This is a genomic window from Pseudoalteromonas luteoviolacea (assembly GCF_001696455.1).
Taxonomy (GTDB): domain Bacteria; phylum Pseudomonadota; class Gammaproteobacteria; order Enterobacterales; family Alteromonadaceae; genus Pseudoalteromonas; species Pseudoalteromonas luteoviolacea_C.
Genome location: NZ_MAUJ01000002.1, coordinates 130,330 through 145,818, shown reverse-complemented (window position 1 = coordinate 145,818; position 15,489 = coordinate 130,330). Strand labels below are relative to the sequence as shown.

Below are 15,489 nucleotides of genomic sequence, written 5' to 3'. Positions count from 1 at the left end.
CAAGCGTTCGCTTGCCTTTTTTGTCTTAAATTTATAAATTTCTATCTCAATGCTATTGAATACGTATTCATAGACGTTGTATATTAAAACCACTTGGAACGATCCAAACATAATTTACAATAAAGGAGAGGCACATGCATCGCTCAATTTGGGCCGCAGCTATGGTGTCACTTACCGGGCTTTCAGCGGTAAGTGAAGCACGCGAATCAAACACTCAATGGGTAGATACGTTCATCGGTACAGGTGGAGATGGGCACACATTTCCGGGTGCTGTAGTTCCATTTGGTATGGTTCAATTAAGTCCAGACACAGATAACCCTATGCGAGGTGTATCACCACAGCCTGAAATATATAAGCGCTGTGCAGGATATCATTACGACGACGAAACAATCGTCGGCTTTTCGCACACCCACTTTTCTGGGACTGGTCATTCTGATCTGGGTGATTTATTGGTGATGCCTATCACTGGCGACATTAAATTGGAAGCTGGCACGGCAGAAAACCCAGATTCAGGGTATCGTTCAAGATTTTCACACGATAAAGAGTGGGCAGAACCTGGATACTACGGCGTTGAACTGCAAGATTATGACATAACAGCCGAATTGACGACAACGACACGTGTTGGAATGCACAAGTACACGTTCAATAGCGCAGATCATGGACACATTTTATTTGACCTGACTAGCTCTATTTACAATTTCGAAAACAAAGTAATATGGAGCGATATCCGCAAGGTTGATGACAGAACATTAGTCGCATATCGGGCGACAAATGGTTGGGCGCGAAATAGACAAATGTATTTCGCAATTCAATTTTCACAGCCAATCGATGACTACCAGTTTATCAATCAGGACAACATGCGCTACAGATGTATGAATTGTCTTGATAGTAAACAAAAACATTCAACTATCGAAAACAAAGCGGTCAAAATGACGGCGGGTAAAGCCGTTAAGTTTGTCGCGTCTTTTAAGGGCGTAGATAAAAAGCCTGTCTATATGAAAGTCGGCCTTTCAGCAGTTAGCCGTTCCAATGCGCTTGAAAACCTCAAAACGGAAATTCCTCATTGGGACTTTGAAAAGGTCAGAACGCAAGCGAAACAAGATTGGGCTAAATACTTAGATAAAGTAGACGTTGAGGGTACGCGCTCAGAGAAACGCCAGTTTTACACTGCGCTTTATCACGCGCTACAGGCGCCGAGTATTTATCAAGATGTAAATGGCCAATATCGCGGTGTGGATGGTGAAATTCATGACGGCAAAGGTTTTGAGCACTATACGTTATTTTCACTGTGGGATACTTATCGTGCATTGCACCCTCTGTTGACTTATATCGACCCTGATCGCGTGTCAGGCATGATCCAGTCGATGCTTGTTCACTATCAACAAAGTTACGAAAAAATGCTGCCTATTTGGTCTTTCCATGCCCATGAAACATGGACAATGATTGGATATCATGCGGTATCTGTCATCGCAGATGCCTACCTAAAAGGGATCAGGGATTACGATATTGATTTAGCAGTTGAGGCGATTCAAAGTACTGCAAACAATCCAGTTTACGATGCCATTCCAGAATATAAAAAGTATGGTTACGTACCGATGGATGTGTTGCCGGAGTCAGTGTCTATCACGTTAGAGTATGCTTACAACGACTATGCAATTGCGCGCATGTTTGAATCTATGGGTAAAACAAAACTTGCCCAAGAATACTACGCTCGTGCTATGAGCTATAAAAATGTCTTTGATCCGCAAACTCGTTTTATGCGTGGCAGAGATAGCAAAGGTAATTGGAACAAGGACTTTAACGCATATGAAGCAAAGTATATGGGTCCTTTTACTGAAGGTAATTCAATGCAATATAGCTTTTATGTGCCGCAAGATGTTGCTGGATTGATTGAGCTGATGGGAGGCGACGATGCATTTGAAAAGCGTTTAGATGATTTGTTCGATACCCCGTTATCAAAAGACATGATTAAAGAACATGAAGACATTGCAGGTTTGATAGGTAACTATGCTCACGGCAATGAGCCAAGTCATCACATTGCATACTTGTATAACTACGCTGGTAAACCTTGGCGAACTCAAGAGCGTATTCGTCAAATCATGGATACACTAAGCTCAGATAAGCCAGATGGACTTGCGGGCAACGACGATGTAGGACAAATGTCAGCTTGGTATATTTTCTCTGCCATGGGTTTCTACCCAGTGTCTCCTGGTGACTTGTCATACGCGATCGGTGCACCTCAAACACCAAAGGTAACGTTAAAACTGGCTAATGGAAAAACGTTTACGACGACAGCAAAAGGTTTGAGCAAAACCCATAAGTACATTCAGTCAGTGAGTTTGAATGGTAAGCCGTTAGAGCGAAATTACCTAACTCATGCAGATATTATGGCGGGTGGCGAATTGAAGTACGTGATGGGTGATACACCAAACAAAGCCTGGGGTAGCACACATACTGCGCGTCCACCTTCACTATCTGAGTACAAATAAGATGAAAGCAAAAGCTGTAATTTTGGCATTTGCTGCAACTGTGAGCTTAATGGCTCACAGTGCAACGGCCGCAACGGAAGAGATCAGAACCGAGATTAAACCGATTCAGTTTAACGGGGATATTAATTGGTTGGCATTCGACTTACCTAATGTACAAATACGTTACTTTAGCCAAGATCAAGTGGCCGTTTGGCAGCACATTGATGTGAATTTGATCAAACAGATTTCGTATAATGTCGCGCGTATTCTCTATAAAGAGGAACACAAAGCGCCTAAGCTACCGTTACTGGAAATTGTGTTAGAAGATATGGATGGTGTGGCCTATAAAGAAGGGGACTTCTCAGGCGCTAAAATCCATATCAGTGCACAATATCTAAACAAATATAAGCTAACTCATTCGCCTCAAGCGGTTTATGACGAACTTATCGGCATTCTATACCATGAGATTGCGCATGCGTACCAGCTAGACGACCACAACTATAAAGAGATCGGTCCTGTGATTGAGGGAATAGCCGATGTGGTCAGGATGAAAGGTGGCTATGTTGACTTTTCCAGTCGTAAACAAGGTGGTAACTATGACAGTGGATATAAAACGACGGCTTTTTTTCTGCACTGGTTAGAGTCTAATCATCACCCTGATTTGTTGGTTGAACTAAATGCCCAATTAGATCCTCATGATAAGAAAAAGTGGAGTTGGGGGAGTTTCTCTAAAGAGAAGAACATAAACCTAGACATCGCTTGGTCTAACTATCAAAAATCACTCTAATTTTAGTTCTTTTTGACTATACTAAAGGCAAGTTTTACTTGCCTTTTTTCGTACCCATTAAAAATAATTCAATAAATTTATAATATTTACATAAAAACTGCCGATAAGGTGGGACAAAGCTTTTAATATTTGATACAAACTAGTCAGTAGTACATAAGAAAAACAGGATCTGCATGTTTAGCGCATTCAAATTTACCACAAAAATCACTCTCGCAGCTTCGGTAGTTCTGGTCATCGTTTTGAGCCTGTTCACCGTAAATAATTTTGTCTTGATGCGTTCGCAGACGCAGGATCAACTTACACTCGTTTTACAAGAAATCTCAGAGTCCGTTTCGCAAAATATTGCAAACTGGTTAAATGACAGATTAGACATTGTTCAGTCTGTTGCAGAGGGACATCAAAGGTCTGATAGTGAGGAAGAAGTTCGCAGAAGGCTTCAAACAGCAGCCAACGCAGGCCATTTTAAAAATACATTTATAGGAACGCCTAACGGACGCTTTGTACTGAACGACCCGACAATTAATTTACCTAGCGATTTTGATGCAACGACTCGCCCTTGGTATCAGTTAGCCATGCAAAAGCGCGATACGGCTTTTACATCTCCTTATACAGATGCGACAACAAATGAATTGACCATTACTGCGGTAGTACCGATTTATCATAATGGCCAATTAGATGGGGCGACCGGTGGAGATATTGACATGGCCACCATCACTGAAATTATAAACGAAATCGATTTTTTGGGCTTTGGTTATGGTTTTTTATTGGACGGTGATGGTCGTATCTTAAGTCATCCTAATACCCAACTTAATGACAAAAATATGCAAAGCTTGTTTGGCCAAAAACTCGCGCTTCAAGAAGATTTTATAGAGCTTGAAATTGATGGGACTGAAAAGCTTGTATCATTTGTCAAAATGCATGGAATTAAAAATGTAGATTGGTACTTAGGTGTTGTCATCGACAAAGAAATTGCCTATTCATCTATTTCTTCATTTAGAAATATGGCACTTATCTATATGTTGTTGGGTGTGGTCGTGATTGTTGTGATGATGCAGCTATTACTCAAATACCTAATGAGACCAATGAATCACTTGAATGAGGCAATTAAAGACATTGCACAAGGCGAGGGGGATCTGACACGTAGACTCGTGGTTGAAAACAATGATGAGTTTGGCGAACTATCAAATTACTTTAATTTGTTCGTGGAAAAGATCCATCAAAGTATTGCCAAAGTGAAGGATACGACATTCGCGCTTGAACAAGTTATGGAAGGGTTACAGAGCCAAACGCAAGATGCGTTAGACATCTATACCGAGCAAACAAAACGAACGGATAATGTAGCAACAGCGATCAATGAGCTGTCTTCTAGCGCCATCGAAATCTCTAATAATGCAAAACATGCATCAGAACTCGCAACAGGAGCCAATACTCTGTCTGATGAAAGCCAGACAGCGCTGAATTCGAATATCGAAGAGATTGGTGCGCTAAGCTCCAAAATGCAGGAAGCGCAATCAACCATTGATGGCTTAGATAGATTAACAGCAAGTATTGGCCAAGTCCTTGAGGTCATCAAAGGGGTCAGTGAACAAACAAACTTGCTGGCACTTAACGCGGCGATAGAGGCTGCGAGGGCGGGTGAAGCTGGGCGAGGCTTTGCTGTTGTTGCTGACGAGGTAAGGCAACTGGCACAGCGTACCCAAGAGTCAACGCAAGAGATTGAAAATACAATTGCTGAATTACAACAGGGATCTGCATCTGCGGTATCGGTAATGAAATTAAGCATAGAGGACTCAAGTGCAAGTGCTGAAAAAGCACAATCGGCGGGCACTAAAATGCAAGAAGTGTCACACGCCATTGAGTCTATTGATGGTATGAACGATGCGGTAGCTAACGCGACTCAAGAACAAAATACGGTTATTCAATCATTGGATAGTGATATTCACGGGATCAGCGATCTCTGTGTTCAGGGTAGCACAAGCTTGAGGCAAACACTGGACGAGTGCAAATCCTTAAAATTGCAATTTGATGAACTAGAACACATGATGAATAAGTTTAAAGTATAAATAAACAAAGGGCTGCATTATCGCAGCCTTTTTTAATATTTAAATATATTGAATAAACCCACCTTTAAAATATTATTACAGCTGTAACATTACTGTATTGAACGCGCAACACGGTTGTCATTTTTCATATTTAAACTGCACACACTTCAAAATTGGAACAAGCAAATATTATTAAGGGTGTGTGAGATGAAGTGCGTTAACCAATTGCTTTTAGCGGGCGCGTTTGCAGTAGCAAGCAGTGCGCAGGCAAACGATCTCAATCAAGTAATAGACTCTAGCTCTGAAATCAACAAATCAGCGCTAACTTCTCAAAATAAGATCGATGCGATCTCAGATAATATGCAGTCTCGTCTGCAGCAATTCAGAACGCTGAACAAGGAAATTGAAGGCCTTGTTGTTTATAACAACCAATTAGATAAGCAAATTAACAACCAACTTGAAGAAATGGCAGCAATTAACGCTTCTATGGACCAGGTCTCTGTTATTGAACGCCAGATCACGCCGTTAATGCTCCGCATGATCACGGGACTAGAGCAATTTGTTGCGCTAGATGTACCTTTCTTAAAAGATGAGCGTGCAAACCGCATCGCAACACTTAAAACAATGATGGACAGAGCTGATATCACATCGAGTGAGAAATTCAGACGTGTGCTTGAAGCTTATCAAGTAGAAGTTGAGTACGGACGTACAATTGAAGCGTATACGACGTTAATAGATGTTGACGGTCAAGAGCGTGAAGTAGACATGCTTCGTATTGGTCGCTTAGAGCTGTTGTACGTTACAAAAGACTCGGCAAAAGCGGGTAGCTGGAATAAAGACACCAAACAGTTTGATGCACTGCCAAATACAAACATCAGTCAAATCAACAAAGGTGTGCGCATTGCTCGCAAACAGCTAGCACCGGATATGTTAACTCTTCCAATCCAAGCTGCTCAATAAGAGGTATTACTAATGAGCTTTTTAAAATCGTTTAGCCGTAAAGCACTGTTCGTTTCTGCATTTGCTCTATCTGGTTCGGCTTTTGCTGAGAAAGCAATGGACTTGGACTCTCTTCTTAAGACCTTAGAAGCAGGTCAGGTAGCCCAATCTCAAGAAAATAAACAACGTGAAGCGCAATTTAAGTCGCAAGAAAACCAACAAATCAGAATGCTTAATGAGCTGAAATCTGAACGCAATAATCAATTAAGCCGCTCTGAGCGTATGGAAACGCAGTTTGAAGAGAACGAAATTAAACTGGGTAACTTAAGCGATACGCTGTCAAAAAGAATGGGGTCACTAAAAGAGTTGTTTGGTGTGCTCCAGCAGGCATCAGGTGATGCAAGCTCGAAATTCAGAACATCAGTTGTGTCTGCAGAATTTTCGAATCGTAGCGATGTAATGGACGAGATGGCCAAAAAAATGGGATCTACCTCTAAGTTAGCTTCCATTGAGGATATCGAAAAAGTCTGGTTTGAATTGCAACGTGAAATGACGGAGCAAGGCAAGGTATCTCGCTATACGTCAGAAGTCATCGTTGATGGCGGCTCTAAAGTAAGCAAAGAAGTCATGCGTGTTGGTGCATTTAACCTCATCGCAGATGGTAAATACCTTACCTATAGTCCAGAGACAAATACAATCGCTGAATTGACGCGTCAGCCAGTTGCACGTTTCCAGCAAAGCGCCGGAGATTTGCAGGGTGCAACCTCAGGTAAAGTTGATTTCGCTTTAGACCCAACGGGTGGCTCAATTCTGGGCTTGCTTGTACAAGCGCCAAATACCAAAGAGCAAGTCGAACAAGGCGGTGTCGTTGGTTACGTTATTTTAGCAGTTGGTGCGTTAGCGCTACTGATAGCACTTGAGCGTTTTGTTTCTTTGATGCTAATGGGTGCAAAAATTAAACGTCAACTTAAAGATAAAGTGGCTAAAGAAGACAACCCACTTGGTCGCGTAATGAAAGTGAAAGACCAGTACCCTGATGTTGCTTATGACACGTTAGAGCTGAAGTTAAGTGAAGCAATCTTGAGAGAGATGCCAAAAATCACGCGTAACCTGACACTCATTAAGATTATTTCTGTTGTCGCACCACTACTAGGTCTTCTAGGTACAGTAACGGGTATGATTAATACCTTCCAAGCTATCACTTTATTCGGTACCGGTGACCCTAAATTGATGGCGGGTGGTATTTCAACAGCACTTGTAACAACAGTACTTGGCCTTGTTGTAGCAATTCCAACCGTATTCTTGTACACAATTCTAAATACTCGCTCTCGCAATCTGCTACTCATTCTACAAGAGCAGAGCGCTGGTATTATCGCTGAACGTAGCGAGAAGGGAGCGTAATCAATGGTACTTCTAGTAGATGCGATAACTGCTCTACAAGAGTTCCTCGATACGGGTGGCCAGGTTCTCCTGGTCATCGGAGCGGTTACATTTGCTATGTGGCTTCTCATCTTGGAGCGCTTTATGTATTTCTTTGGGAAATATCGTAGTTATAAAAAGCAAGTTGTTGCAGGTTGGCAAGGTCGCAGTGAAAGAAATAGCTGGAATGCTGAGCAAATCCGCCAAGCAATGATTTCAAAAGCCGGTATTGAGTTGAATAACAACTTACCTTTTATCAACGTTATGGTTGCGCTATGTCCTCTACTTGGTCTGCTAGGTACTGTAACAGGCATGATTGAAGTATTTAACGTAATGGCAATAACAGGCTCTGGCAGCGCGCGTTCGATGGCTGCTGGCGTATCTAAAGCAACAATTCCAACAATGGCAGGCATGGTAGCTGCACTATCCGGTGTATTTGCTTCGACCTACTTGCAAAGAAAAGCGAAACGTGAAGTTGAGCTATTAGAAGATAAGCTGCTGTTAGATCACTAGAGAATTAGAGGTAAAAATGAGAGCTCCATTAGCAAAAGTTTTTCAAGAAGAAGAAACTGAAGAAATCAATATGACGCCAATGTTGGACGTTGTATTCATCATGCTCATCTTCTTTATTGTAACCGCTTCGTTTGTGAAAGAAGCTGGTATTGATGTTAACCGCCCAGAAGCTGCGACCGCTGTTAAAAAGCAAAGAGCTAATATTTTAGTGGCTATCTCAGACAAGGGAGAGATTTGGATTAATAAACGTCAAATCGACATTCGCGCTGTTCAAGCAAATATCGAACGTTTAAAAGCAGAGAACCCTCAAGGTAGCGTTGTTATTCAAGCTGACAAAAAAGCGACTACTGAGATATTAATTAAGGTAATGGATGCGTCACGAGCAGCAGGTGCCTTTGATGTATCAATCGCCGCCCAAGAATCTTAAGGTAAAACGATGCGTTATATTGTTGCGTTATTGATTGCTGGTGTTGTTACTTTCTTTCTATTTCTCGGAATGCAAGCACTGATAACTGGCGGTGAAGGTACCGCCACTGAGCCCGTAAAAGGCAAGGTGCTTGATTTTGTGAGATTGAAAAAAGAAGAAACAGTCCAAAAAAAGGAAAGAAAACCAGAGAAGCCGCCAACGCCGAAAGAGCCGCCACCTCCTATGGATGCGCCTCAAATGCAGGCTAATAATTTAGATGCGGGTGCTTCAAACTTTGATTTCTCTGCCAATGTTGATGCCGATGTGGACCTAGCGGGCGGTTTGGCCTTGGAATCTAGCGATGGAGAGTATTTACCAATTGTAAAGGTTGCACCTGTTTATCCGCGTCGCGCACTGTCCAGAGGTATTGAAGGGTATGTGCTTGTGGAGTTTGTGGTGACCAAGCAAGGTACGGTACGTGATCCTAAAGTACTACAGGCTGAACCTGAGAATATATTCGACCGAGCGGCATTAGAAGCGGCCCTTAAGTTTAAATACAAACCTCGTGTAGTGAATGGTGAAGCCGTAGAAGTTGCAGGCGTTCAAAATAAGATTTCATTCCAAATCAACGGTTAATGAAATTTAGGAGTTTGAATTATGAAAGTGATTAAAAATTTACTCGTGCTCAGTATTAGTGCTGTTGCGGTCAATGCAGCTATCACAATGACTTCTGTTTTGCCTGACGTATCCATTTCGACGGTTTACGCACAGACCAAAACAAAGCGTGTGCCTGCACTACGTGAAAAAGTATACAGCCAACTAGCAAGAGCTCAAAAGCTGGCGGACGAAGGTAATGTTAAGGAAGGTCTAGAGGTTTTAGATTCAATTAAGGAGCGTGCTTCTAGTATGAACTCATATGAAGTGGCGATGATGCACAACTTCTATGGATTCATATACTATAACGAGAATGACTTGGTAAATGCCATCGCTTCTTTTGAAAAAGTGGTTGCTGAAGAAGCAATTCCAGAGTCGTTAAAACTATCGACTACTTTCAGCCTTGCGCAGTTAGCTATGGCAAATGGTAATTATGCCAAAACAGTTGAATATTTAGACGATTGGAAAAATTTAAATACTCAGCCAATAAAAAGTAATTTTTATACGTTAAAAGCGCAAGCTTTATACCAAAACAAAAATTATAAAGAAGCTTTGGAAAATATTAATAGCGCAATTGACTTGGCCGAATCTAAAAACGAAGTGCCAAAAGAAAATTGGTTAGTTTTACAAAGAGCATTATATTATTCATTAAACCAACCTGAGGATGTAATAAAAACCATTGAAAAAATGGTTAAGTTATTTGATAAACCTCAGTATTGGATTCAACTTGGCGGTATGTACGGTGAAGTTGGCGAAGAGTCGAAGCAGCTAGCGATACTAGAGACAGCAAAGCAACGTGGTTTTATTAAAACTAAAACTGAGGTATTGCAGTTATCTCAAGTATATCTTTATAATGGTTTGCCCTTTAAAGCAGCACAAACATTAAAATCAGGTATTGATTCTAATGTTATAGAGAGCTCCGCTAAAAATTTATCCTTTATAGCGGAAGCTTATGTCCAAGCTAAGGACGACAAGAAGTCAATTGAATTTTTCGAAGCAGCCGACAAACTTGTTGAGCATGGGAACTTTCAACAGCGACTTGCTGAAGTCTACATCAATATGGAAAACTATGATGATGCGGCTGATGCCGCCAGGACGGCGCTTGATAAAGGTAGTTTGAGCTTTGAGTCCAATGCATATGTAGCACTTGGCATGGCACAATATAACTTAAAGAATTTTGACGCATCTATTTTAGCATTTGAGCAAGCTGAAAAGCATAAAAAATCAGCAAAGCTTGCACGTCAATGGATTAAATACGTGCAGAAAGAGAAGTTACATGAACTCAGTTTGAAGCAAGCTACGCTATAAATAATATATTTTATATTCGCAACACCAAAGCTGCCTTCGGGCGGCTTTTATTATTTTATTTAATATTAACTTTTTAATTAAAATTCGATTTGTCATTTTAAATTATAAAATCTGTAACCCATCTGTAACACGATAATTCTAACCTAGCTCCAATAAATAAATACGGTTATAACAATTATATTTCTTGGAGACCAACATGAACCTTTCTGGTTTATTTAAAGTAAGCTTAATTTCTTCTGCTCTTGTACTTGCTGGCTGTGGTGGTGACATCAACGTTAACCCAACTACAAATGATAACCGAGTTGATAACTCTGTAGATAATGTAACAAACCCAGGTACTACGCCAGTTGAACCTGACAAAGAAGTACAACTAGAGTGTGCTACTTACACATTAGACGGTACTGTATTCTCTGGTCAGCAAGACGGTAAAAACTGTAAGTACAACCAAGCTTTTGCAAGTGACAGAAAAGACATCAATGCTTCTTTCCTAATTAAAGCTTTGCCAGATAACGGTGCACACATTTTCGAAGGCGCTTTGTTCGTAGGTTCTGATGTTGATACTTCAAAGGGTGGTTCAATTGACTTGGATGGTCCTACGCTAACGATTGAAGCTGGTGCGACAATCGCATTTACAAAAGCTGACAGCTTTGTTCGCGTTGCTCGTGGTGCTAACATCCACGCGGTAGGTGAAGTAGACAAGCCAATCACATTTACTTCAATCTTCGAAATTGACGAAGACGACGCTACTACACCTGCGATGCAGGACTGGGGTGGTATCCAGATCAACGGTATGGCGACAACAGTTGAATGTTCTAAAACTGAAGCTGAAACGGGCATGTGTAACATCGCTGCTGAAGGTGTTGTTTCATACTACGGTGGCAATGACGACACTGATGACAGTGGTACATTAAAACACGTAGTTGTTAAGTATGCAGGTAATGGTGTTGAAGGTGATGAGCTTAACTCTATCACACTAAACGCGGTTGGTTCTGGTACTAAAATTGAGTATATCCACATTCACCGTGGCTACGATGATGGTATCGAGTTATTCGGCGGTCAAGTTAACATCAAGCACGTTGTTGTTACTGAAACTGGTGATGACGGCATCGACTGGGACACGGGTTGGAAAGGTAATGGCCAGTTCATCCTAGTTCAAACATTGACTCAAGGTAACCACGGCTTCGAAACTGATGGTGGTAAAGAAGACCCTACAACAGCAGATGGTTCTGACCGCGCCACTTCAGGTTCAAACCCAACAATTGCTAACGCGACAGTTGTAAGTAACGGTATCAAAGGCCCTCGTGGTCATGGTGCTGGCATGGAAATGAAAGAGTGGGGCAAAGCGCAACTTCACAACATGCTATTCGTAAGTAAAGGTACAGAAGACGGTGCTGCATGTTTTGACCTTTTCAATAAGAAAGACGGTTCAAGTGCTGCGGGTGTTCACGCAAATGCTAAAGCTGGTGAGATCAAATTCCACAATTCAATCTTTGCATGTGCTAAAAACTTCGAAGACATCAATACACCACTTCAAGGTGACTTAGCAGGCTTTGACATTGCAAATTGGTTCACAAACGACGGCAACCAATTAGTCGGATTCGCAAACTTTGAAAATGTACTAAGTGGGAATCTAACAACAACGCTTGGCGCGATGAAAGACAAAGATGGTAACAACGTAGCTGTAGAGTCTTCTAAGCTAAGCGAAGACAACTCTTTCTTCACTGACGTAACTTACATCGGTGCACTAGGTGAAGACGAAACTGACACTGAGTGGGCTAAATTCGTAGCTGAGTCAGTAAAGCGTACTCAATAATCTAAGCCATATCTAAAAAACAGTTAAAGGGCGCTTTAAAGCGCCCTTTGTGAATAAATATTTGGTTTAGAGGAATTACAAATGAAACCAATCAAAGTGTTCAAAACAAATTTGATAACTATTTCTTTGCTTTCTCTTTTGAGCCCTTTGTCTGCAAGTGTAATGGCAGAGGAGACTGCTCAAGAAATTGAAGAAGTCGTTGCTGTTGGTAGCCGTTTAAAAGGAAGTGCAAGCGCGGTTATCGAAGAGCGTAAGAATCAAGCTTTTGTTGCTGATATCATGGGTTCAGAGCAAATTTCTAGAACTGGTGATAGCGATGCTGCTTCTGCATTGCGTCGTGTAACAGGCTTAAGCTTGGTAAATGATAAGTTTATTTATGTTCGAGGCCTAGGTGAGCGATATTCAAGCGTGCGCTTAAATGGTGCTCAGGTGCCTAGCCCTGATCTTACGCGTAACGTTATACCTCTGGATATCTTTCCTTCAAGTATTATCGAATCACTGGCTGTGCAAAAGGCATACTCTCCTGACATGCCAGCGGCATTTGGCGGCGGTGATGTTAATATCAGAACAAAAAGTATTCCAAACGACCGTGTAATTAAGATCGAAGTAGGTGTTGCACATAAAAATACCAACGATACAGGTTTTGTTTACAATGGCAGTGATGATGACTGGGTAGGTGAAGATGACGGTCTAAGGGCAATGCCTAGAGCAATGACCGATGCTCTTAATCGCTACGTGAATGGTATTTCTGATATTTCTGTGCTGAATATTCGTGATGTTGAATCTAAAGAGCGTGGGACTGACGTTTCTCAAGCTGAAGCCATTGCGATCAACAAGACGTTGACTAAATCCTTGCATCGCGACTTTGGTATGGTCGAGAAGAGCTTAGATCCGGATGTTGGCGGTAAGCTGGTATATGGTGATCGTTTTGACGACGTATTTGGGTTCGGTGGCTCGTTAGGCTTTTTATTCTCAGCCGCGTATGATCACGAATGGACTCATAGTAAAGGCTACACTGCGGTACTAGCTTCAACAGAAGCTAAGGCGGAAGACTGTGCTAAATCTGACCTCGAATGTTACTCATCAAGAAATGACAAAGAGTCGACAAAGAAAAACGTGAAGCTCAATACTTCATTTAATCTTGGCTATAAACTAGATGGCCATGATTTAAATGCAAGCTATATGAAGCTGAAAGACACAGAGGATGAAGCGTCTATTTCGCTTTACCAAGAACCTTCTAAGTCTTTGAGTATTGCAAGTGGAGAAATTATACGTAAAAACTTCACCTCGTTTGAAGAGCGTGAGCTTGAAGTGATACAGCTCCGTGGTACTCACAATATAGAGTATGATTTCATTAAAGGTGTGGGTTTTGACTGGCACTACACTGACTCAACGGCAACTACAAATATCCCGAGTGAATTAGAGATCACGGCGCGTGACCGCTATACGGATGGTGTGTATACAGACACTTACACAAGTGGTGCACTTGGTGGTGATCCATTCCTATATCGCTTTGTTGATATGGAAGACCAAGTCGAAAACTTCGGTTGGAATTTGTCAAAAGCGTTCTACTTTGATTCATCTGAAGTTGAATTGAAAGGGGGTGGTTACTTTGTTGATAAAACACGTGAGTACCGTACTGACTTCTTCAAATATCGCTTTGGTCCTACAGAAGAGCTAACGCTTGCTACGAATCGAGATGAAGCATTAGGTATTGGTAGCTATTTCAGAGACGACTCTCGCGTAGATAGCACTGAGGTCGAAATTCAGTTCCAAGAGCCGAATGCAGATGACTATATCGCAGCACAGAAAATCGATGCATACTACGGTAGCTTTGATTACGTATTTGCGAATGATTGGCGCGTATCAGGTGGTGTGAGATACGAAGATTTCAGACAAGTCGCGCTTGCTTACTCTCGTTCAGTGTTTGATCCTGCGCTACTACAAGAATCGCTCAGCGCTGAAGAAATTCAAAAAGCAACTGTGATGCAAGATGATACATTTGGTTCATTGTCGATGACTTACAGTCAACCAACTTATCAGGTGCGTGCTGGTTGGGGTCAAACTATCGTAAGACCTGACCTTCGTGAATTGACACCTGTTCAGTATCAAGATCCGTTAACAGACTACAGAACACTGGGTAACCCAACGCTTGTTTCTAGTAACCTAGATAATTTTGATGTACGTGTTGAGTTCTACTTTGAAAGCGGTGATAACTTCTCGGTTGGTGCTTTCTATAAGGACATCGATAAGCCGATTGAAGCGCAGCTTAATGAACGTGATGGCCGATTCACTCTGGAATTTGAAAACGCTGACTCTGCATACGTATACGGTATAGAAGCCGAATGGCTTGTTGAGCTATCGTCAGATTTCCTAGGCGGTGCGTTTTTCACATCTGGTAACTTAACTTTGAGTGATTCAGAGGTTGAGATTTTGGAGAGTGCACGTGGTGATTTAACAAACCTTAAGCGCCGCATGACAGGTCATTCTGAATACGTTGCTAACTTGCAGTTAAACTACGATTCTCATGATGGGAACCACCAAGCGTCTGTTATCTACAATGTCTTTGGTGATCGTATCCTAGCTGCGGGTGTTAATGGGTTTGATGATGCTTACGAGCAACCTATCAACTCACTGGATTTGGTATACAGCTACTACCCAACGTTTAGCACAACAGTTACATTCAAAGTGAAAAATCTGCTAGATCAAGATTTTGAAGTTGAGCAAAACGATGTGCTGATTCGTCAAAAAGAGACTGCGCAACAGGTTAGCCTAGACTTTGCAATAGAATTCTAATTGTTGAATATATCAGCTAACAAAAGGCCGCTTTATAGCGGCTTTTTTATTTAATTGGTATTATTAATTAATTATTCACAATTGTGTTTAATATACTCATTTAAAAATTCTATAAATATATAGGGTTTTTTCTCGTCATTAAAAAAGGTAAAAATAAAATCTAATAAATAGAAAGACTTTCACGTGAAAAATATGACATTTACGTAAGCGTAAACATATATTAAATTTAGATTTTTTTTATAACCTAGATCAATTTTATGAAAGAATTTTACTTGAAAATAGTATTAAAGTGACTCATAATAGCTAACACAAAAGGGTTATCGCATATCCTTACCGATTTTAGA

Annotated in this window: 11 protein-coding genes; all 11 read left to right on the top strand. The window is 41.3% G+C overall.

Translation table 11 applies throughout. The features are described from left to right. The first annotated feature begins 134 nt into the window (after positions 1-134). The 11 genes from A7985_RS09230 to A7985_RS09180 all read left to right on the top strand — a co-directional run bounded on the left by A7985_RS09230 (position 135) and on the right by A7985_RS09180 (position 15,145). A complete protein-coding gene (locus A7985_RS09230; protein WP_065790185.1) occupies positions 135-2,489 on the top strand; it encodes a GH92 family glycosyl hydrolase in 2,355 nt (784 codons plus the stop codon). Between the two features lies 1 nt (position 2,490). Further along, complete coding sequence (locus tag A7985_RS09225; protein WP_065790184.1) at positions 2,491-3,255, top strand: basic secretory protein-like protein; 765 nt, start codon at positions 2,491-2,493, stop codon at positions 3,253-3,255. Between the two features lie 173 nt (positions 3,256-3,428). Next, positions 3,429-5,318 carry a methyl-accepting chemotaxis protein gene (locus A7985_RS09220; protein WP_065790183.1) on the top strand — a complete coding sequence of 630 codons (1,890 nt, stop codon included), beginning with the start codon at positions 3,429-3,431 and terminating at the stop codon, positions 5,316-5,318. A 186-nt stretch (positions 5,319-5,504) separates the two neighbouring features. Continuing rightward, the gene (locus tag A7985_RS09215; protein WP_065790182.1) at positions 5,505-6,257 is read left to right on the top strand and encodes a DUF3450 domain-containing protein; all 753 of its coding nucleotides are present in this window, start codon (positions 5,505-5,507) and stop codon (positions 6,255-6,257) included. A 12-nt stretch (positions 6,258-6,269) separates the two neighbouring features. After that, the gene (locus A7985_RS09210; RefSeq protein ID WP_065790181.1) at positions 6,270-7,637 is read left to right on the top strand and encodes a MotA/TolQ/ExbB proton channel family protein; all 1,368 of its coding nucleotides are present in this window, start codon (positions 6,270-6,272) and stop codon (positions 7,635-7,637) included. 3 nt (positions 7,638-7,640) lie between these two features. Beyond that, a complete protein-coding gene (locus tag A7985_RS09205) occupies positions 7,641-8,168 on the top strand; it encodes a MotA/TolQ/ExbB proton channel family protein (RefSeq protein ID WP_065790180.1) in 528 nt (175 codons plus the stop codon). A gap of 16 nt (positions 8,169-8,184) precedes the next feature. Then, positions 8,185-8,595, top strand: coding sequence for an ExbD/TolR family protein (locus A7985_RS09200; RefSeq protein WP_039610430.1), 411 nt, complete (start codon positions 8,185-8,187; stop codon positions 8,593-8,595). A gap of 9 nt (positions 8,596-8,604) precedes the next feature. Continuing rightward, positions 8,605-9,210, top strand: a complete 606-nt coding sequence (locus A7985_RS09195) for an energy transducer TonB (RefSeq protein WP_065790179.1) — start codon at positions 8,605-8,607, stop codon at positions 9,208-9,210. A 21-nt stretch (positions 9,211-9,231) separates the two neighbouring features. Next, positions 9,232-10,536, top strand: a complete 1,305-nt coding sequence (locus A7985_RS09190) for a tetratricopeptide repeat protein (protein ID WP_065790178.1) — start codon at positions 9,232-9,234, stop codon at positions 10,534-10,536. 196 nt (positions 10,537-10,732) lie between these two features. Continuing rightward, positions 10,733-12,349 (top strand): hypothetical protein, encoded by a 1,617-nt coding sequence (locus A7985_RS09185; RefSeq protein ID WP_065790177.1) that lies wholly within the window; start codon positions 10,733-10,735, stop codon positions 12,347-12,349. Positions 12,350-12,430: 81 nt separating this feature from the next. Further along, positions 12,431-15,145, top strand: a complete 2,715-nt coding sequence (locus tag A7985_RS09180) for a TonB-dependent receptor plug domain-containing protein (protein ID WP_065790176.1) — start codon at positions 12,431-12,433, stop codon at positions 15,143-15,145. Positions 15,146-15,489: the final 344 nt, after the last annotated feature.

Bases quoted from the DNA above. Each gene is read 5' to 3' on its own strand.
- A7985_RS09230 (WP_065790185.1), top strand. From the start codon at position 135: ATGCATCGCTCAATTTGGGCCGCAGCTATGGTGTCACTTACCGGGCTT.
- A7985_RS09225 (WP_065790184.1), top strand. From the start codon at position 2,491: ATGAAAGCAAAAGCTGTAATTTTGGCATTTGCTGCAACTGTGAGCTTA.
- A7985_RS09220 (WP_065790183.1), top strand. From the start codon at position 3,429: ATGTTTAGCGCATTCAAATTTACCACAAAAATCACTCTCGCAGCTTCG.
- A7985_RS09215 (WP_065790182.1), top strand. From the start codon at position 5,505: ATGAAGTGCGTTAACCAATTGCTTTTAGCGGGCGCGTTTGCAGTAGCA.
- A7985_RS09210 (WP_065790181.1), top strand. From the start codon at position 6,270: ATGAGCTTTTTAAAATCGTTTAGCCGTAAAGCACTGTTCGTTTCTGCA.
- A7985_RS09205 (WP_065790180.1), top strand. From the start codon at position 7,641: ATGGTACTTCTAGTAGATGCGATAACTGCTCTACAAGAGTTCCTCGAT.
- A7985_RS09200 (WP_039610430.1), top strand. From the start codon at position 8,185: ATGAGAGCTCCATTAGCAAAAGTTTTTCAAGAAGAAGAAACTGAAGAA.
- A7985_RS09195 (WP_065790179.1), top strand. From the start codon at position 8,605: ATGCGTTATATTGTTGCGTTATTGATTGCTGGTGTTGTTACTTTCTTT.
- A7985_RS09190 (WP_065790178.1), top strand. From the start codon at position 9,232: ATGAAAGTGATTAAAAATTTACTCGTGCTCAGTATTAGTGCTGTTGCG.
- A7985_RS09185 (WP_065790177.1), top strand. From the start codon at position 10,733: ATGAACCTTTCTGGTTTATTTAAAGTAAGCTTAATTTCTTCTGCTCTT.
- A7985_RS09180 (WP_065790176.1), top strand. From the start codon at position 12,431: ATGAAACCAATCAAAGTGTTCAAAACAAATTTGATAACTATTTCTTTG.